The 19272-nt window shown below is 50.9% G+C and carries 21 protein-coding genes; 14 read left to right on the top strand and 7 right to left on the bottom strand.

What is annotated here, in order from left to right; translation table 11 throughout:
- Nucleotides 1–2: 2 nt before the first annotated feature.
- A complete protein-coding gene (locus PJI16_00385; GenBank protein ID MDT3776017.1) occupies nt 3–494 on the top strand; it encodes a hypothetical protein in 492 nt (163 codons plus the stop codon).
- Between the two features lie 25 nt (nt 495–519).
- On the opposite strand, the gene PJI16_00380 is transcribed toward PJI16_00385, so the two are convergent.
- Both PJI16_00380 and PJI16_00375 read right to left on the bottom strand, forming a co-directional pair.
- Entirely contained in the window at nt 520–1548 is a 1029-nt protein-coding gene (locus tag PJI16_00380) for a hypothetical protein (GenBank protein MDT3776016.1), read from the bottom strand.
- A gap of 260 nt (nt 1549–1808) precedes the next feature.
- The gene (locus tag PJI16_00375) at nt 1809–2996 is read right to left on the bottom strand and encodes a lipocalin-like domain-containing protein (protein ID MDT3776015.1); all 1188 of its coding nucleotides are present in this window, start codon (nt 2994–2996) and stop codon (nt 1809–1811) included.
- 82 nt (nt 2997–3078) lie between these two features.
- Between PJI16_00375 and PJI16_00370 the strand changes: the two genes are divergently transcribed.
- From PJI16_00370 to PJI16_00355, 4 genes are all read left to right on the top strand, one after another.
- Nucleotides 3079–3792 carry an LON peptidase substrate-binding domain-containing protein gene (locus PJI16_00370; protein ID MDT3776014.1) on the top strand — a complete coding sequence of 238 codons (714 nt, stop codon included), beginning with the start codon at nt 3079–3081 and terminating at the stop codon, nt 3790–3792.
- Between the two features lie 6 nt (nt 3793–3798).
- A complete protein-coding gene (locus PJI16_00365; protein ID MDT3776013.1) occupies nt 3799–4773 on the top strand; it encodes an ATP-binding cassette domain-containing protein in 975 nt (324 codons plus the stop codon).
- A gap of 43 nt (nt 4774–4816) precedes the next feature.
- Nucleotides 4817–5596, top strand: coding sequence for an ABC transporter permease (locus tag PJI16_00360; GenBank protein ID MDT3776012.1), 780 nt, complete (start codon nt 4817–4819; stop codon nt 5594–5596).
- A gap of 87 nt (nt 5597–5683) precedes the next feature.
- Complete coding sequence (locus PJI16_00355) at nt 5684–6556, top strand: transglutaminase-like domain-containing protein (GenBank protein ID MDT3776011.1); 873 nt, start codon at nt 5684–5686, stop codon at nt 6554–6556.
- 358 nt (nt 6557–6914) lie between these two features.
- On the opposite strand, the gene PJI16_00350 is transcribed toward PJI16_00355, so the two are convergent.
- Both PJI16_00350 and PJI16_00345 read right to left on the bottom strand, forming a co-directional pair.
- On the bottom strand, nt 6915–7385 hold the full coding sequence (locus PJI16_00350; protein ID MDT3776010.1) for a hypothetical protein: 471 nt from the start codon (nt 7383–7385) through the stop codon (nt 6915–6917).
- 504 nt (nt 7386–7889) lie between these two features.
- Complete coding sequence (locus PJI16_00345) at nt 7890–8663, bottom strand: MBL fold metallo-hydrolase (protein ID MDT3776009.1); 774 nt, start codon at nt 8661–8663, stop codon at nt 7890–7892.
- 48 nt (nt 8664–8711) lie between these two features.
- Here PJI16_00345 and PJI16_00340 point away from each other — a divergent pair, with 48 nt between their 5' ends.
- On the top strand, nt 8712–9347 hold the full coding sequence (locus PJI16_00340; protein ID MDT3776008.1) for a HEAT repeat domain-containing protein: 636 nt from the start codon (nt 8712–8714) through the stop codon (nt 9345–9347).
- 23 nt (nt 9348–9370) lie between these two features.
- On the opposite strand, the gene PJI16_00335 is transcribed toward PJI16_00340, so the two are convergent.
- Nucleotides 9371–10000, bottom strand: coding sequence for a hypothetical protein (locus tag PJI16_00335; protein MDT3776007.1), 630 nt, complete (start codon nt 9998–10000; stop codon nt 9371–9373).
- A 222-nt stretch (nt 10001–10222) separates the two neighbouring features.
- Here PJI16_00335 and PJI16_00330 point away from each other — a divergent pair, with 222 nt between their 5' ends.
- The 5 genes from PJI16_00330 to PJI16_00310 all read left to right on the top strand — a co-directional run bounded on the left by PJI16_00330 (nt 10223) and on the right by PJI16_00310 (nt 15118).
- Nucleotides 10223–11461, top strand: a complete 1239-nt coding sequence (locus PJI16_00330; protein ID MDT3776006.1) for a TIGR00300 family protein — start codon at nt 10223–10225, stop codon at nt 11459–11461.
- Between the two features lie 15 nt (nt 11462–11476).
- A complete protein-coding gene (locus PJI16_00325) occupies nt 11477–12277 on the top strand; it encodes an arginine deiminase-related protein (protein MDT3776005.1) in 801 nt (266 codons plus the stop codon).
- Between the two features lie 226 nt (nt 12278–12503).
- On the top strand, nt 12504–12821 hold the full coding sequence (locus PJI16_00320) for an HNH endonuclease signature motif containing protein (GenBank protein MDT3776004.1): 318 nt from the start codon (nt 12504–12506) through the stop codon (nt 12819–12821).
- A 273-nt stretch (nt 12822–13094) separates the two neighbouring features.
- Complete coding sequence (locus tag PJI16_00315; protein ID MDT3776003.1) at nt 13095–13451, top strand: BON domain-containing protein; 357 nt, start codon at nt 13095–13097, stop codon at nt 13449–13451.
- Between the two features lie 1061 nt (nt 13452–14512).
- Nucleotides 14513–15118, top strand: a complete 606-nt coding sequence (locus PJI16_00310) for a porin family protein (protein MDT3776002.1) — start codon at nt 14513–14515, stop codon at nt 15116–15118.
- Between the two features lie 295 nt (nt 15119–15413).
- On the opposite strand, the gene PJI16_00305 is transcribed toward PJI16_00310, so the two are convergent.
- Nucleotides 15414–15965: a DUF488 domain-containing protein gene (locus tag PJI16_00305; protein MDT3776001.1), complete on the bottom strand. Its 552-nt coding sequence runs from the start codon at nt 15963–15965 to the stop codon at nt 15414–15416.
- 322 nt (nt 15966–16287) lie between these two features.
- Between PJI16_00305 and PJI16_00300 the strand changes: the two genes are divergently transcribed.
- From PJI16_00300 to PJI16_00290, 3 genes are all read left to right on the top strand, one after another.
- On the top strand, nt 16288–17583 hold the full coding sequence (locus PJI16_00300; protein ID MDT3776000.1) for a tetratricopeptide repeat protein: 1296 nt from the start codon (nt 16288–16290) through the stop codon (nt 17581–17583).
- 211 nt (nt 17584–17794) lie between these two features.
- Nucleotides 17795–18082: a transposase gene (locus PJI16_00295; GenBank protein MDT3775999.1), complete on the top strand. Its 288-nt coding sequence runs from the start codon at nt 17795–17797 to the stop codon at nt 18080–18082.
- Nucleotides 18083–18090: 8 nt separating this feature from the next.
- Entirely contained in the window at nt 18091–18960 is an 870-nt protein-coding gene (locus PJI16_00290) for an IS3 family transposase (protein ID MDT3775998.1), read from the top strand.
- On the opposite strand, the gene PJI16_00285 is transcribed toward PJI16_00290, so the two are convergent.
- Complete coding sequence (locus PJI16_00285; protein MDT3775997.1) at nt 18946–19188, bottom strand: DUF488 domain-containing protein; 243 nt, start codon at nt 19186–19188, stop codon at nt 18946–18948. The two genes, PJI16_00290 and PJI16_00285, sit on opposite strands and share 15 nt — an antisense overlap.
- Nucleotides 19189–19272: the final 84 nt, after the last annotated feature.

Genomic DNA, 19272 nt, shown 5'->3' with positions numbered 1-19272 from the left:
AGATGCTCCAAGACATTGCCGTTGTTCTGGAAATCATCAAACTACCCCTCGCTGATATTGAACGCCTCATCTCCTTGACTATGGCTTGCCGGTTTCATTCATCTTTGACTTTGTTCATCATCCTGATCACCTGTTTGAGTTGGTGGATATCTCCACAACCGGCCAGAGCCGAAATTTCCGCACCAGGTATTCATTGGGGAGCGCTGAACTGCCCCGATAAGGAACCGGTCTTTGCTACCGGATTCTCCATATTTCGCTTTACTGAATTTAATGGGGAAGGGGAGCGGTTCAATGGCATTCGTGAAACCATCGGATTAGATTTGATTACCACCAGTTGGACTCGCCACTGGTCCAATTCTCTCGAAGGATGGAGCACCAACCTCACACTTCGGCCCAACCTAGGGAGCCAAAGTCATGAAGGACCTCGCATTTCTGCTTCCGGAATCCTTCAAAGGGCGAAAGGACACCCTCAAATACGCATCAGAGCACGGTAGGGGAAAAAGCATCTAACCCTGGCGACTACTCACTTGGGGCAGGAACCAGAGGTAATCGGATCCAGGATTCTCCGGCATCCATACTTCGATACAGCCCCCCTCCATTGGTGCCAACATACAGAATGCGTGGATCCAAGGGGCTCATCTGAAGACTACGAATACTGGCTGCCTCCAATCCCTTAATTTTCGGTTGCCAGGTCTCTCCTCCGTCCTCACTTTTTTGAACCCGATCACTCGTCGCCATATACAGAATGGAAGGGTTAGTGGGATCCAATTGGATGGCACTAATATAGGCGTGTTGAATACTTCCTCCGATTTTTGTCCAATGCTCGGCCTGGTCCGTTGATTTATATAACCCGTCCGTGGTCCCTGCATACACCACGTCACTATTCGTTGGGTCAACCACGATTCCATTGACTCCCAACGCCATTGAGGCCATTTTGGCATCTGAAGCCACCATTCCCGTTGATGATTTCTCCCAACTTTCCGTGGCATTGATGGTGCGATAGACGCCTCCGGTAGTCCCCGCATACAAGACGTTTGGACGCTGAGGATCGATGGCCAGGGTCACCACAAAACTCACCTCCGTCATTCCCTGCATCCGTTCGGTCCAATGTCGACCGCCATCCAAACTTCGAAACACCCCAACGGTCGTTCCCGCATATACCATCTCCGTTCCCAGAGGATTAAATACAATCTGATTGACAATAGCCGAGATCGTGCCTTTCTGAATCCCGGAGTTATAGGGATGCCACGTTCTTCCCCCATCGGGGCTTTTATAGGTTCCATCGCCCATCGTTCCGGCAAACACGGTGGCGGACAACTGGGGATCAAGGGCAAGACAAATCACTCGCGTCCGGGCTAGTTCGCCGGCAAATCTGGTCCATGTGGCTCCCGTATCCGAAGATTTATAGACCGCTTCATCCGTCGCAACATACACAATGTTGGGTTTCGTGGGATGTAAGGCAATGGACACAATGGTATCGCTTCGTTGCCCGCAGGCCGCCAGTCCGAACATCAAAAAAACAACGAAAATCCAATGAGCGCGGAACATCTTAGAACCATCCTTCATTATTAAATGGCAAGAGCTCACACCTTATGGGAGTGTTCAATAATAATAATAATTTCCAAGAGCATATTGACCCACAAGCACGGTGCACGAGGCATCGGGGCGGTTCAAAAAAGCATGCCCTGAGCCTTTCGAAGGGTTCGTCCAGCAAGGCCGCAGTCATTTTTGCGCGCAGAGCGTACTTCCAGTACGTGAGCACGGAAAAATGACGAGAACGCCGCTGGCGGCTTTTTTCAACAGCCCCCTTATTGTCCAGGGCGGTATGGTTCGGCATATCCGGTCAGTTCAACATAGCCCTGGCCATGAATTTCCTCTCCCTTCCAAAGCCCAGTGACATCCACAGCTCCTTCCCAATACGTCACATCGGTACTACGCCTGGTTACGAGTTCTTGATTGGCCATTCTGGGGGAAATGTTCAACTCAACCTTTTCAGAAGGAATGGACAACGTCCATTGATTGGGATACCGCGCCCCACTGAGCGGACTCGTCCAATAGCCATGTACGCTTACCTTAATCTCTTCAAGGGAAAGGGATGTCGACGATCCATTTGGTCTCACCAGCGTTCCACTGGAGGCAGGATCAAACGTTCCATCCGCACGGCGAAGCCCATAGGCCATAATGTCATAGTCATTCTCAAGTTGCAGGCTGAACCAATCCCATCCAACGAGACCTTCCGAAAGGTCAGCAGATCCAAACTCGTGGTCCATCCAACTCACGCCGTTGACTGCCAGCGGTGTCCCCTGTACCACCACCGATCCTGCCGTCTGAAGACGGGTCAATGAATAATAATGGGAGGTATCTTCTGGATGCTGGCCTTTCCGGCTTACGCCATCTGTGCCATGAGTAACGGGAGGTTTACTTGATTCGAGCGTCAAATCAATGGAAAAATCCTCGGCCTTCGCCTGAAGATGAAATTGTCGATGATCGGGGGCCACCGTCTTCACCGACCACCGATCGATCCACACATTCAACCGATCCGCTTCGGCTCCGGCCTTCTTGATTCCGGCACGACTGAGCTTTTCGGAAAACCCGAATTGCTCGTTCGCTTCGTCGGTCAAGGCGAAATGGGCAAAGTACAAATGTCGCATGGCCCATGCAGAAGGATTGCTCCAGGCATCAGGTGAGTCGATTCCGCGACGAAAAAATGTCAGTTCGTAACCAAACCGTCGACCATTCGTGCTCGACAGATGTCCGGTAAAATACCACCACTCTGTCTGAAACTGCTCATGACTGCCATGATCCCGCGGGAATACATAGGCGTATCCAGGGCGGGCAGGAGCAAATTCGTGAAGTCCAACGTTGGAGGTCTCTGCAAAAACCGACGAAATCCCCAGTAGCGGGAATATGATCAGGAACGAAATCTCGAACCACCAGGATCTCGCTCTCACCTCCTGACCTGTATAACCATCGCGTGGGTGAAGGCCTTCGTCCACTTCATGCTTCCGGTTATACCACGACCTTTCATTGCGTACAAATCCCTTTCCCCGCAAGGATTTTCTCATTTTATTGAAACACGTGGAGCCACTATTTTACGTTGACTTTCTCGAAAATTCTCCGCTATCGTACCGCATGTCTTCAGATTTCCCATCGGCCGAATCCGACACCTTTCCGATACCGGACATCGTGCCGATTTTCCCACTACCCACCACGGTTTTTTTCCCTGAAACCTATTTGCCATTACACATCTTTGAACCCCGATACCGTGAAATGGTTCGACAGGCATCCGCTCAGGGGGATTGCATCGGGATGGCCCTGCTCAAAGAGGGCTGGGAAGACGAGTATGAGGAAAGTCCCCCGATTTACCCTATCGGATGTGTGGGGCGAATTATCAGCTCACACAAACTCCCTGACGGCCGGTTTAACATTGTCTTGCAAGGTCTTCAGCGATGCACCTTTGAGGAACAAGAAGTCTCGACGCCCTACCGACAAGCACAAATTATTCCCTATGCCCAAAGGGGCGCGGCCTCCCTGGACATTGAGACCCGCATCAATCTGGAGCAGGTCACCCAAGAATATCTCACCTGGAAAAAAGCTCATGAGTTGTGTCAGGTGATCGCTTCTGGCAAACTCACGGATTCCATTCTTGTTCATAACCTTTCAGCCGGTCTTGATTTGTCACCCGTGGAAAAACAATTTTTACTTGAATCCGGCCATCTCGTCCAGCAAGCTCGCCGCCTGATTGACCTGATCCGCTTTAAACTTGCCGATCTTCGAACGGCACAAGGATAACACACCATGTCTGATGCCGTTGCCATTGAGGTTAAAGGGCTGGGGAAAACCTACGACACCGTGACCGCGGTGAAGGATCTCTCCTTGTCCGTCACGCAAGGGGAAATTTTTGGCCTCCTGGGACCCAACGGGGCAGGGAAAAGCACCACGCTTCGAATTTTAATTACGACCCTGAGCCCCACATCCGGAACCGCAACGATCTTCGGACATGATGTCGTCAAAGAAGCCGATACCATTCGACGGCTGATCGGCTACGTGCCTCAGGAACGGGCCATCGACCGCTTTCTTACCGGACGGGAACATCTGCTGTTGCTCGCGGATCTCTATCATCTCCCAAAGAATGAAGCCCTCACCAGGATTGCATCGCTTTTGAAGCTGGTCGATCTGGAGGAACATGCCGATCGCGTGGCTAAAGGCTATTCCGGCGGGATGAAACGAAAATTAGATATCGCCTGCGGCTTGTTGCCGAATCCCAAAGTACTTTTTCTGGACGAACCCACGCTTGGGCTTGACGTTCAGAGCCGCCTCAATATTTGGCAATACCTCCGGCAATTGCGCGAGCAGGGCATGACCATTGTCATGACCACCAATTACCTGGATGAAGCCGATCAGCTTTGTGATCGAATCGCCATCATTGATCGGGGAGAAATTCGCGCCATTGGCTCTCCAAAGGATCTCAAGGCCAGCCTGGGTGGAGATGGTGTCTGGCTCACTCTTGGAGATCCTGCGCCTCAGGTCGTTGAAACCCTCTCAACCGCACTGAAAGCTTTACCCTTCGTGCGTGCCATTCGTCCTACTCCACAGGGTCTTGATATCCGTGTCGATGCTCCCGAGAAGGCATTGCCTGCTATCCTCGAGACGACCAATCGAGTAGGATGTCGCCTCGACGGAATCGAATATCATCGGCCGCGACTAGACGACGTGTTTGTGGCTCACACAGGCCGGTCCCTCACAGACCAACCCCCTGAACCCACGACCTAAAATCATATCCTATAGATTTTCACTGTTCTGGAAAGGTTTCTCCATGAATGAGCAAATTCAAGAGGTGCTTGCCCTGACCAATCGATGGGTCAAGCGTTTGAGCCGGGAAAAATTCAGTATGCTGTTTACCCTAATTCAGCCCATGCTGTTTTGGCTCATCTTTTTCGGCAACCTTTTTCAACGTGCTGCCGATGTACAGGTCGTCCAAGCCCCGAATTACATGAGTTTCCTTGCAGCCGGCGTCGTCGTGATGACCGTCCTCAATAACGGGCTGGCAGGGGGTGTAGACCTCCTGTTTGATAAAGAAAACGGGTTTCTGGAGCGATTGATGGCAACTCCCATCCGACGATCGTCCGTCATCCTCAGTCGGTTTCTCTTTGTGATGGCCATCACCGCCATGCAAATACTGGTTATTCTGGGAGTGGCCTTTTTATTTGGCGTGAGTGCGGAAACCGGGATTTTAGGAATCGCCCTCATTTTAGTCATCGGGATGCTATTTGGTGTCGGGCTCACCGCCATTTCCATGGCCATGGCGTTTTCCGTGAAAAGTCACGGAGATTTTTTCTCAGTCCTTGGCTTCCTCTCGCTCCCGATGATCTTTCTCAGCTCCGCACTCGTCCCATTAGGGGCGATGCCGGGTTGGATGAAATCACTGGCTTTCTTTAATCCGATGACCTGGGTCATTGATGCCATACGGCCATTGATTCTTACCGGCTGGAGCGAAGCGCTCCCTCATGTGGCCATCGCACTAGTCGTTCTCGCCGTCTTCGACGGGCTGTGTCTCTATGGGGGAGCCCGCGCGTTCAAGCGCTCCGTCGGCTAACGGCCTTTCCCCAAATTATCAACTCCTCAATAAGACGTTTCTTCCTCTTTGGGGAGGCATTGTCGTATCTACCCGGGACAAAACTTCTTGCACTCACCTTCAGAGACAAAAATTCAAGCCCTGCTTCGTTTGCTGTCCGATCCCAACGAACAGGTCGCCAAAACGATTCAACAGGAATTCGTCCGAATCGGTCCCTCGGCCTTACCGTTTCTGGAAAAAGCCCGCGCTGATGATACGGCATTGGAATCCCGTGTTGCTTTTGTGAAAGATGAAATTCGTTTTGAGCAACTCAAAGAGGAATTCAGCACGTTCGTTGCCCATTGCTCCCGGCAGATTGATTGGGAGCAGGGAGCATTCCTTATCGCCAAGATCGCCTATCCGGATGTCGATATCCCCCACTATCAGGAGTGCCTAGATCTCCTCACGGAAGAATTTCGAAAAAAATGGCATTCCGAAGAGGCTCCTCCAGGGAAAGTGGCAAGACTCCTCAGCGCGTTCCTCTTTAAAGACAAGGGATTTTCCGGCAACCGCATCCATTACCATGATCCCGATAATAGCTATCTGCATCGGGTCATCGAATCCCGGCAAGGGATCCCCATTTCTCTCTCGGCCATCTATGTGTTTGTGGGAAACCGTTTAAATTTGCCCCTCTCCGGAGTCGGTATGCCGGGACATTTCCTGGTGAAGATTGAAGGAGAGCCTATCCCGCAATTTGTGGATTGTTTTAACGGTGGGGCATTCTTACGGGAACAGGACTGTGAGCAATTTATTACGGCATCCGGTTTGGACTATACTCCTGAGTTTTTAGAAAAGAGTTCGACGCGTCTGATTCTTGCCCGCATGCTCCGGAATCTGTTGAGTATTTATGAACGGGAAGAACGGAATCCCATGACGGGTCGGATACAAACTCTGCTTCAAGTCCTGGACGAATCTTCCATAGATGAGGATCCTTCCCTCTAGCCACGACAGGTCATATCCGTTAGTCCTTTACCTCACTAACGGGTTCGAATCCTTTGTTGAGATTTTTCCTCCGCCTGCCGTTTAGCTTCTTCTCCGTATTCTGGGAGTTGCCCTTGGCACTTGGAAGGGCCGGATTTCGGCGCCTCATCCATGAAGACCCAGACCCGAATCGGAGGCCGCACGGCAGAGAAAAGCAGACGGCTTTAGCAAAAGAACAAACGAGAGAGGAGTGGTGTGCTCACTTGTCAGAACTTGCTACTGGGTACCCCCCATTTTCAATACATTGGTATAAATAAAAAAGGGTCGCTGAAATTTATTATTCCAGCGACCCGATTGGTTTCAACATCCTGATTGAAGATCAAAAAGCGCCAGCTCCTCCTCTGGTATCGGCAACGACTATTTCACCCATCATTTTGTCTTTCCCGTGAATGGTGCAATAGAAAACATCCCAGCTGCCTGAAAAATCCTTCCCCACCGGAGGGATAAATTTGAGCTGGATGCTCTTGCCTGGCTCCACTATCCACCCGGTGGCATCTCCATCTTTTACCCCCTCCGCTTCTCCAGTGACCACTACATCCATTGCCTTAAATGCTTTCGAGACAAAGGAATGATTAGTATGGTTTTCGTTTTTTAAAATGATCACGTTTTCCTCACCAGCCGCCATCGAAAAACCTGGAGCCCGGGTCCCGGAGGAGCTACCTATAATATGGTAGCCGTTGTCCTTAATCGTGACATTAATCGTGGAGCCTGCAACCGCCAGCGTGGATCCAAACATTACTAAAAACATTATGCCCAAAATGGAAGTTAGGCTTTTAGAAATGTGAATCATAAAGACTCCTTTGTAAAAGATTAATTCGGTTATTGAAACATTGCACAACTTGAAATACTCAAGACCTGTGCCAAATATCTAGAAGGAATCAATTTGATTTTCCAGAAAAATTTTTCCTTGCATGAGGAAGTGCAGCAAAAATCCTCAATCTGGTACAGGAGAAATGTCGCTCTTAGCATCAGTTTAAAATTGCGGTCTGTTTTTGGTAGTTTTCTCCGCCTGACATTTTTCTTCTCCTTCATGTGTTGGGGTTTGCCCATGGCACTTTGAAGGGGGGGGCGGAGCGGCAGCCGAGTTTTCACTAACGCCTCCCGAAAGGCGCAACCTTTGTTGTGGAGCAAAAGGACCCAAAACCATTTTCGCCCAGGTCGGCACATGGAATCGTGCTGACGCAAGCCACGGAGGGGCGGACCAACTCGCGGATCGGACAAGGTCCGCTTTTTGCTTTGAGCCTCAGCCCGTTTGGCCGACCTGCAGGCGAGGGTTATAGGATCGCCCTCAAGTCTAGGCCACCTTGGAGGCCTTTGCTATCTGGAAGGTCAGGAGGTCTTTTCCTTTAATGATGGGGCCTGAGAAAAATCGGCGGGCTTGGGCCACGACATTCGACCGGTCGGCTGCCTCATAAAAATGCGAAAGCACAAGTTTTTTAGCATTGGCCTGTTCTGCTATTTTTCCACATTCTTCCGCATGCATATGCGATCCACCTGGCTGATGAGACGAAAAAGAGCAGTCCAAGACTGCCAGATCAGTATCCTGACAGAGCCTCACTAGATTCGGTGAAACCATCGCATCTCCCGAAAAGGCCGCTGACCGGCCCTGATATTCAAGACGATAGCCGAGACAGGTCTGTTGCTCAGAATGGGTCATGGGCAAGGGCGTGATCTGCGTATGGCCAATCAAAAACGACCGATCCTTGACCTCTTTGAGGATCACCTGAAAAGGTGGATCTGAAAAATTAGGGAATGTCCGGAAAATCGTCCGAAAGAGTCGTTTCGTTCCAGGTGGACCATAAATGGTGAGGTCCGGTCGAACGGCCGCAAACTTTGAATGGCACACCGCATCAAAGAAAAATGGAATAAAATCAGAAAAATGGTCCGAATGGTAATGGGTAAAGAGTAAGTATTGGATCGTATGGCGATCTATGCCGGTTTGTAATAAATTTGAGAGCGTTCTCGGACCAAAATCCAGTAGAATAGGCCGGTCCGTCTCGACTACATACCCGGCGGCAGCGCGGGTAGGATGAATATTCGTTCCTGAACCTAGTATGGTGACCTTCATTGTTCGACCTTGCCGGTAAATAAAAACTCCCTGATGACTACCCCCCGTATGGCAACCCAACCCGAAGCAACCCGTTCCATCAACCTGTTTTTCGGCCTGTTAGTTCTGGGGCTCATCGTAGCAGGCATTTGGACATGGCATCATCTGACTTTCGACACTCAGGATTACATCACCGAGGAGATCCTCCCGATACTCGGAGGCATTCTCGTATTGGGAGTAAGCATATGGGTTGGCACAAAAAAATGGCAGGCTCGCAAAGAGCGCCTTCAGCTTCGCGATCGGCTCCTCCAACGCTTTCAAAAAGAACCCTCAGCCCAAAAACGACGAGATCTCGCCTTTACCCTTATTGAAGTGAACCAATTCGAAGTAGAAGGATTGGAGACCGTTTCCGAACCGATGGCGGAACTCTTTATTTGGACGTTGAAGACGGCTATAGGTGACAAACAACATCGCATACGGGGAATGTCAGCCAGTTACCTGGGAATCTTGAAACATCAACCCTCGATCCCTTTATTGATCCGGGCGTTGGAAGATGACCATGCCCATGTGCGAGCCTGCGCCGCATTAGCCCTGGGTCGCATGCGGGCTCAAGACGCGAAGGCGAAATTGGAAGAAAAGATGAAAGAAGACTGGGACCAGACTGTCCGCAGCCGCTCACAAGAAGCGTTAGAACGAATACGATAGAACGATTCCCCCTCCATGACCTATCAATTCAGCTTCCGATTCAATGCCGCCTGATCAGCCTTGGTAAAGCGATACCCCTTGTTCATCAACTCCTGCATCCCCTCCATCAGGATTTTGAATTGAAGATCCTGGCGAATGGTATCGAACAGACCGGTCAGGGCTATGACATACCCTCCATGAGGAAGTCCATCAAGATACGGTAGCCCGAAGGCTGCCAGCACATCCTGAATTTCCTGCGCACTATATTCCTGATTATCATCCCCGTCTCCCACTAAAGCCATTTGATAAAAGGTGAGGCTGAGGGAAAGCCGCTGTTGCATGTTCCCAAAGGCCTGCCGGGCCTGCTCCAGTCCCTCGGGAAAGAGCTTCCCACAATCATAATCAAGCCCTGTTTTTGAGGAGATGGGGGAGAAATGAATGCGCTCAACTTCTGGGCGTGGTTTCTTTTTCAAATGTTGATAAAAATAGACCGTACAGGAATCAGCGATGGCAAATTCCTGTTTATCTTTTCCGATTTGTGCGCCGATGTGTTGAGTGAAAGATTGAAAGACATCCGTGCCGGAAGAAGCCCAGGCCGTAGTCTGAAGGATCTGCTCTCCATAGCACCCCGCGAGTCCAGCAATGAGAAGAACAGTACAAAGATGATGATTCAAACTTGGTTCCCCCTGGCAAATGATAGATGGTCATAGTATAGCACTGTAAGGAAACGCATGAGAATGATACTTCTGCGATTTCCTTTATGTTGGGCAGATAGACATTGCCATGTCGTCTTGAGCGAACACTATCCAAACACCTTTTCAACATCATGCGAGGCTAATAAACCCCAATCGATTTTCACTTCACGCCTTTGCAGAATTTCATGGTAAAATAAAAAAATGATCGTTCAACCCATCACCATCCAAGGGCATATCATTGATTCATTGATCTTAGCAAAGGTCCTGGATGCGATTGTCATGTTGGGGGGAACCTTTACCCTCTCGGAAGTGACGGTGGGAACCCGGCGGGAGGACACATCCCATGCCACCATCCTGATTGAAGCTCCCACCATGGAGTTATTACAGGAAATCCTGAAAACCATTCAGCCGCATGGGGCAGTGGTTGAAACCGAAGAGGACTGCACGGTCGAGCCAGCACCGGCTGATGGGATTTTACCGGAGGATTTTTACGCGACATCTCATCTAGCCACTCAAATACGGTGGCAAGGAAGCTGGATCGATGTCCCGCAACCCGAAATGGATGTGGCGATTAGACTCAAGCCCTCTCCACTTTCCGCACAGATGCTTCCCATGGGCTCGGTGAAAAAAGGCGACCTGGTCGTCACGGGGAGAAAAGGAGTTCGGGTATTCCCGCTGGAACGACCAAAAGAACGGGATGTGTTCGGATTCATGGACGCCCAGGTTTCTTCCGAACGTCCTCACCACCATATCATCGCCGACGTGGCCAAACGGATGAAGGCCATTCAACAACAACGAAAAGAGGGAAAAGGGTCCGGTAAGGTGTTGTTTGCGGGTGGTCCGGCCATCATCCATGCGGGAGGCCGGGAAGCCCTGGCATGGATCATCGAAGCGGGATACATCCATGTTCTGTTTTGCGGAAACGCCCTGGCCGCTCACGACATGGAAGCCAGCCTATATGGAACGTCCTTAGGATACAATCTGGGTATTGGCCGTTCCATGCCTCACGGACATGAGCACCACCTTCGCACCATCAATCGTGTGCGGGCCCTGGGAAGCATCCGAAAAGCCATCGAAAGCGGATTAATCAAAGATGGAATCATGGCCGCCTGCATACGACAGGGGGTCCAGATGGTGCTGGCCGGGACGATTCGGGACGATGGCCCTTTGCCTGACGTCATCACCGATTCCATCAAAGCCCAAGAGGCCATGCGCGCTGCCATTCCCGGCGTGGGGTTGGCCCTGTTGGTGGCCTCCACCCTGCATGCCGTGGCGACTGGAAATTTGCTACCGGCGTCATCACCAACCGTCTGTGTCGATATCAATCCTGCCGTTCCCACAAAACTGAGTGACCGTGGAAGCTTCCAAGCCGTCGGACTGGTGATGGATTCTTCTTCTTTTTTATGGGAATTGGCCCGTGAACTCGGCTGGAAAGGATAGCAGGGTACCCATACCATGAGCCGTTTATTGATGTGCCCCCCGGATTATTTTGGTATCGAATATGAGATTAATCCATGGATGAGAGTGTCGAATCAATCCAATGGAGATCGCGCCAGAACCCAATGGAAAACGCTGACCCAGGTACTGGAGAACGAGGTTGGAGTCAAACTCGAATTTATGGAACCGATACCAAAACTACCTGATTTGGTGTTTACCGCCAATGCGGGTGTCCTCCATGGGGGCAAGGCTGTTCCCAGCCAATTCCGCCACCCGGAACGGCAGGGTGAGGAGCGGCATTTCATTGATTGGTTCACCAAAAAGGGCTATGAAGTCATCAACCTTGACCCCGACATAAACTTTGAAGGGGCCGGGGACTTATTGGGATTTCCGGATTTCTGGATCGGCGGCTACCGGCAACGGAGTGATATCAGCGCCTATGTCCAGTTGTCGGAAATTTTCCAGAAAGAAATCATGCCTGTGGAATTGGTGGACCAACGGTTTTATCATCTGGATACCTGCTTTTGTCCCCTCAGCGGAGGAGAGCTTCTCTACTATCCCCCCTGTTTCGATACGTACGCCCAAACTGTGCTGGCTTCTCGTATAGAACCGGACAAACGATTTGCAGTCCCATCCCAGGAAGGCGAGCGATTTGCCTGCAATGCGGTCTGTATCGACCGCCATGTCGTTCTGCCGACCGGATGTCCGGAAACGATGGCATGGTTACACAAACGGGGCTATATCACCCATCCTGTGGAACTGGATGAATTCCTCAAGGCCGGTGGCTCCGCCAAATGCCTGACCCTCGCGCTGGATTAATCACACAACCTTCAATTCCCACATCAATCCTGCAAACTGCAGTAGACCTCTCCTACATTGTGATCCTGAGGCCCCGCGAAGGATCTGTGCCCAGGCCTAAAAACCTCCTTGTCTTTAAAAAGCGCCGACCCAAGCGCTACAATCTTCCAAACCAGGTTGACCCGGCACCTGATTTCCATGATCACCAGTCCGAATCAATTAATATGAACAGAGGCTCCCTTCCCTTATGACCCAACCAGAACAATTCTACTCACTAGGTGACGATGACGCGATCCGAAGGCATATACGGATTGAGCGCGAAAGCGGGAAAAAATTACGGAAGACCCCATGGTGGAAATCCCAAATCCAAAAAGGGGAGTGCCACTTTTGTCATCAACAGGTGGGAGCGGAAAACCTGACTATGGATCATGTGGTGCCTTTGGCCAGGAAAGGAAAAAGTAATAGAGGCAATGTCGTGCCGGCCTGTCAGGCCTGCAACCGCAGCAAAAACCTCACCACCCCCGTTGAAACTCTCCTGGATCAGATAAAAGCAGAAGGAGATTAAACAACCCGGTTTATAAAATGACGTTCTTCTGAGTTCACCTCGACCTGCTATTACCTCCTTCCGCTTTGCCTTCCCAACCTTTTTCTCAGGCCTTTTAATAATCTTTTTTGTCCCTGACCTAAAGAAAACCAAAACCCCAGGCATTTTAAGCCTGAAATCAAGGGTTTTTATCAATTCTGCTTCGCTCCCCTTTGAATCATACTGACTCAGTCTATTGTTGAATGGCATCAAGGCTGTGTCCAAACACTTTCATTTCAAAAAGGGAGAAACGCTATGTCCAACACCTTCACAAACAAACTGAGAGCCAAATCCATGTTAGTGGCGTTAAGTGTGGCATGTGCATTTGTATTTTCAGCATGTGCCAGTGATCCGCATGGCCGGACCGTGGGAACCACGGTCGATGACGCGGTGCTTACCTCATCGGTGAAGTCGTCCTTGATTGCCGATGATCTCGTAGATGCGTTTGAAATTGAAGTTGATACGTACAGAAGCACTGTCATGTTGAGTGGATTCGTTGAAACACAAAATCAGATCGATAGAGCGGTGGAAATCGCCAAAAAGACGGAGGGAGTGCAGAAGGTCGTCAATAAATTAGCGATTAAACCCAAAGCGATGTCGCAAAAGAGTTAACAGGGTCATCGAAATTCCAAAACCATCCAACAACTTTGTGCCCCGGACTTCTCGTCAGGGGCACAGTTGATGGATGTCATTGCGTTTTCCTACCTTTGGTGAATTTTTCTTGAGCATCCTGCCGTTCTTCTGTGCCTGTTTCAGGAGGCCTGGGATAGCGAGGCTTATCAACTCCGTACGCTAATATCGCGAAACATCGGCAGATGTTCAGAGCCGAGATGGGCCAATTGCTTCATGTTCCACACCCGAAACGACCGAGTATGAAATATGTGATCAACCGGAAGGCGAAAGATGGGTACTTGGCGTGAAAGGTATTGTCAAATCCTCGACCGATTCTGGGATCGACTAATCCGCTCAATTTTTGAAACACACTTTGTATAAGACCAAGCCACATCACTTAAGTCGCCCGACAACAGTCGGCTTTTCTTCATTGGCGACCTCCCGGTAATCTAGGAATTCCGCATCCCGCTCTTCTGTATCCTGTCCAAAACTTGGAGGACGAGGATGCAACCCATAGAGCTCAACAATGAGACCCGAGGGTAAATCGATTTTTGCAAAGATAGAGGGGATTAAATCTTCAATCAGAAAACGGATTGAGCGAACCTATCGTCCCGAATACACAAAGGATCAATAGGGTTAAACAATCCAATTGTTTAATCATCTCTCTTCTGCGGTTACCTCTGACGGGTAAGACACCCCTTCCCATTTGCCTTCTGAAACATTCTCCCAAGCCCCTAACGATCCGTTCTCCGCCTTGAAGGAAGGCCCACAAAAAAAAAAGGTTTTTTTAGGTAAAAAAGCAAGGGTTTTTAACAATTATGGCAGATTCCGAATTGGATCATAATCATCGAATTCGATGTTCCATAACTTCAATGTGCTCAATAATTTTCATTTCAGAAATGAAGAAGGCTGGTGTCCAACACTTTACAGATAGAGGGGAAAAGAGTGTAGGGGGGAAAAGCTTTGAGCTGTAAAACAGCCGGTGAGATTTGAATCCTTACCACCATCGGATCAAATCTCGTTTTAATAAAGATGGTGAAGTCATAGGGAAAGGAGTCCTAATGAAAGTGCTCGAAAAAGGTCGACAAAAAAACAGGTGGTTTGGAACAGTATCCGCCTTGGTTTTGGGGTTCAGCATGGCTCACAGTCCACTATGGGCTGCAGATAGTATTTTTATGGAGAATGTCGACAAAGGTGACTTTTCTCTTGGAGGTCGGGCCATGTATTACGATCCCATTGGAGGAAAGGACAGTTGGTACGGGGGAGCCCAGGCCAGATGGTACCTCAATGACATCTTTGCTCTTGAAGCATCGATGGATTATCGAAAAAATGGTTATGGTTCTACCACGGCCAAGACTTTTCCACTACAGTTATCCGGCCTCGCCTATCTCCTGCCGGGAAAGAGGTTGAGCCCTTATCTGATCGGGGGTGGGGGCTGGTATTACACTGATGTGAATGGACCCAATAATTACAGTGACGCACAACAACGATTTGGTCTTCATGGTGGTGCCGGTCTGCAACTTATGGTGAACAAGAACTGGTCGGTCGATGGGTCTTATCGATGGGTGTGGTTGGAGCGAATTCACTCAAAAGATCAAAGTGGAAATTCGGTATCTTTCCATGACGAGGGTCATATGGTCACCATTGGTCTCAACTATCATTTTTAAAATCCTATCCGGAGTCTCCTCCCTCTAAACCTGTGCCCCTGAACAATTATCAGGGACACAGGTGCCTGAGGGTCATTTCGTGCTTAGGCCTTAAAAAAACGGTTTTCTGCAGGGCTGGATCTACCTTCAATCTGTAAAGTCCCTCGCCTAGCCCTATTGGAAGCTCATCCGTTCTAAGGGATTCACCTCAGCAGGACATGATGCCTATTCACTTTGAAGATGCAGGGTATGAAGGGGACAAATAAGCGATATACCTGATGCTGGCAGAAGGTACGTGAGAAACTTCAGCCTTCCCTCAGAATAGTCGGAGAGTCGAATCCGAGAATTCTTCGGAGGGATAAGTGAGGCGACCTGCGTCAGGTTTGGCAAACGGGGTGAGCGTGTGCGTCTTGAGAGAACTTGCCGAGATGATGTGGTCGACAGTCCAACTACGGATGACCAACGCATCTGCAATCAGCGACCGGTGGCAGCGCCAAGGCACCGCTTCCGCGCACATCACGGCTGATGGTGACTGCTGTCCGATATTTACCAGTTCCTCCAGCCCATCCCAAAACTCTTGTGTTTGCATGTAATCCGCGTAACCTCGAAAACCCTCATTCCGCCATCCCACATTGAGGGAATCTGGGCGGGCTTTCCTCCGACCTCCCAACTCCGGCATGTGCCGGTACTGGATCATGGCCTCACGAAGACTCTGTGCTAGAGATTCCTGATGGAACTGAGGATTCCGCCGTGAAAACGGAATGGTTCTGACGTCGACCAGCAATTGAATGCCATGCGATTGAAGAAGCCCGACGAATTCCTCGATAGGCCGTGTCGAATGGCCTATGGTCCACAACTCCCGAGACATGGGTGTCTCAGGCGAGTGAGTGTCGCCAGGCTTGCTGAGTATTGGGGGCTGGTTCATCTCCATATTTCAGAATTTCCACCAGCATTCGCAGGAATGCTTTGAGCGCCTAATTTTCAGAATCAGGGAAGATCGATGAGGCAACAAATCATTTTATCCGCCATGCAAGGAGGAGGGCCAGCGCTTAACATTCCCCTGGCTCTCTTGTTTTTTCAGAGGACAACGGACCATTCTGTTGTACCTGCTTTTCAAACGGATTGCATTGACACCTTAAATATCCGGCAGTAATCTTTGCCTCATTCTCCATCCTTCCAAGGCGGCTCGTATGAAAATACAAGTTTCCTTCTGCTTACAACTCCTTCCTCCCGTGCTTTTGCGCCAATTTTTGCTGTCGTGGTTAGTGCTGGGCGGATTAGTATCCGGGAGTCCTCTCTTTGCCGCAGGCTCGTTTCAAGAGGACTGTCTTGGGAAATCCCCCGCCGGCATCGCCCTGCAGAACCATCTTGTCGCAGCGAAATTGGGCAAGGTGGATTCCATGTTCTGCGACGGAGCGATTCATCTCTACGTGCAACATGATATCAATAAGGCGCTTCCCTGGTTGGAAAAAGCCGCCAACGGGGGCGACCCGCGAGCCCCGTTGGTCCTAGGAATCCTCTATGAAAAAGGAAACGGGGTCCCAGAAAACCCGGCTACCGCCGCCAGGTGGTATCAAAAAGGAATGGACAATGGAAATCCCGCCGCCGTTCGGCGCCTGGCGGAATTATACCGCCTGGGCTTGGGCGTACCGCACGACGAGGCCAAAGCCAGGGAGCTTCTCGACAAGGCCGCGACCCTGGGCGATAAGGCTGCACCGAAATTTATTGAGAAGCATGAACAGGAACGGCTGCATCCCAAGGCGGGGCAGGACATCAAGGAAGAGGCCTATCGCTCATACAAACAGAAACAATTCGAGAAATCGGCCAAGCTATATCGCCAATGTGCGGACATGGGCAACGATCAATGTCAACTCGCACTCGGTGTCCAATTCGAGTTTGGCGAAGGTGTCCCTAAAAACGAAAGTCAGGCTGTGACCTGGTATCGCAAAGCGGCAGATCAGGGGAATGCCATCGCTCAGAAAACGCTCCGACTGATGTACGAATTAGGAAAGGGCGTAGGGGAAAATTGGGCTGAGGCATTTCGCCTCTATTCCCTGAGCGCCCAGAAGTACAAGGATGGAGCGTTTGCCTTGGGGCGCATGTATGAATTCGGCATGGGCGTGCCGCAAAACCGGGCACTGGCCATGGAAGCATTCAAGAAAGCGGCAGACCTTGGTCATCCGGACGGAAACTATTGGGCACGCTGGCTCAACAATTACTCCAACTGCATCGGCTTCCGAAATGAGGAAGAGCAGAAGACGATTGGATTTCTACGCTGCCCGGCCGATCCCATCGGCATCACGTTTCGCAACAACAACGAACGGTTGGCATACATGAGAGAAAAAGGAAAAGAATTTGACAAAATAGAGGCTGAGGCTCGTGCACAGCAGGCTGAAAGGGGAAAGGCCACCTCCAAGTCTTCGTGCAATATTGCCGGTGGAGTCTGGATGGACCGCAATTCTTCGAGCGGCGGCTACTGCCAATAGGTACGCATGAACGTGCCCACGTCTATGCGGTCGGCTATCTCGGCGATCAGAAGATCAAACAGCCCTGCTGCTTGCGTTAGTTTATATACCGCGTATCTCCCCTTTATTTTTTACATCCCACATTCCTGGAATGCGGCAGCCATTTCCTCTGGTCTTCCCCCGAATTTACGGACACATCTAAAAAGCCTCATACTAGGCAAGGAGGTGTGTCATGGAGCAACGGAGAAAGTACAGCCAAGAGTTTAAGCAGGAAGCCGTTCAACTGACCAAACAGGCCGGTGGGGCGATTACCCAAGTGGCGAAGGCTTTAGGCCTTAATGCGGCCATGTTGGGGCGGTGGTGTCGGGAGGCCGGACGGCGAGGGGCGAAAGCTTTTCCAGGCACTGGGATGCCTCACGATCAAGAGTTGGCTCGCCTCAAACGTGAATTGGCCCTGGTCACTCGCGAGCGGGATTTTTTAAAAGAGGCGGCAGCGTTCTTCGCCAAGACCTCCCGATAAGGGATGCCATGATTCAACGTTGTCGCACCATGTTTCCTCTGCGTCTGATGTGTCGTCTCCTCCACGTCTCCCCGAGTGGGTTTTATGCCCGGCAGCGCCGCTCTCCGAGTCCCTGGGCTCAAGACTGTCAGCGCCTGACGGCCGCCATTCGCATCATCCATGCAGACAGTGATGGGGTCTATGGGAGCCCGAAGATCTGGCAGGTGTTACGCAGGCAAGGCGAGGGCTGTGGGAAACATCGTGTTGCCCGTTTAATGCAACGGGAGCGGTTGCGAGGGATTCCTGCTCCCACGCGTTGGAAACGGCGGAGATCTGGAGACCGACCGGCTGGAATCACGAATCAGTTGGCCCGGGATTTTTCAGCCCCAGGTCCGAATGCCAAATGGGTGACGGATATCACCTATATTCCCACGCAAGAAGGCTGGCTGTACTTGGCGGTGGTGCTCGATTTGTTCTCTCGGCAAGTGATTGGGTGGTCGATGCAGCCACAACTGGGACGGGACCTGGTCCTCCAAGCCGTGCTGATGGCCGTGTGGCAGCGGACGAGTGCGGCCCCTGTCATCCTGCATTCCGACCGAGGCACCCAGTATACCTCACAGGAGTTTCAAGCCTTTCTCCAGGCTCATGGGATTGTCAGCAGTATGAGTGGCGTGGGAAGTTGTTATGACAATGCCGTGGCAGAGAGTTTCTTTGGCCTCCTCAAACGAGAGCGAGTCCATCGGCGGCAGTACCAAACCCGGGCAGAGGCCCGCGCCGATATTTTTGACTACATTGAGCGGTTTTACAATCATCAGCGGAGCCACTCCTTTACTCAGGGACTGGCCCCGAAGAATTTTAGGGAGCAACACGATCCACAGTCTTCTTTAACCCGTCCGTGAAACTGGGGGAAGACCACTCCAAGCACCCAACGCCGGAATATGCCGATACTGAATCCCGGCTTCTCGAAGACTCTGAGCAAGAGCCTCCTGGTGAAACTGAGGGTTGCGCCGGGAAAACGGAATCGTCCTGACGTCGACCAGCAATTGAATACCGTCGGTTTTTAGAAGCCCGATAAATTCCTCAATAGGCCGCGTCGAATGGCCTATAGTCCACAACTCCGGAGACATGGGTGTCTCAGGCGAGTGAGTGTCGCCAGGCTTGTTGGGTCCAGGGGGCTGGACAATCTCCATTTTTCAGAATTTACACCAGCA

Origin of the sequence: Nitrospira sp. MA-1 (assembly GCA_032139905.1) — a bacterium.
Lineage (GTDB): Bacteria > Nitrospirota > Nitrospiria > Nitrospirales > UBA8639 > Nitrospira_E.
Note: the sequence above shows the minus strand (reverse complement) of the source record. Positions and strands in the feature narration are given on the sequence as shown.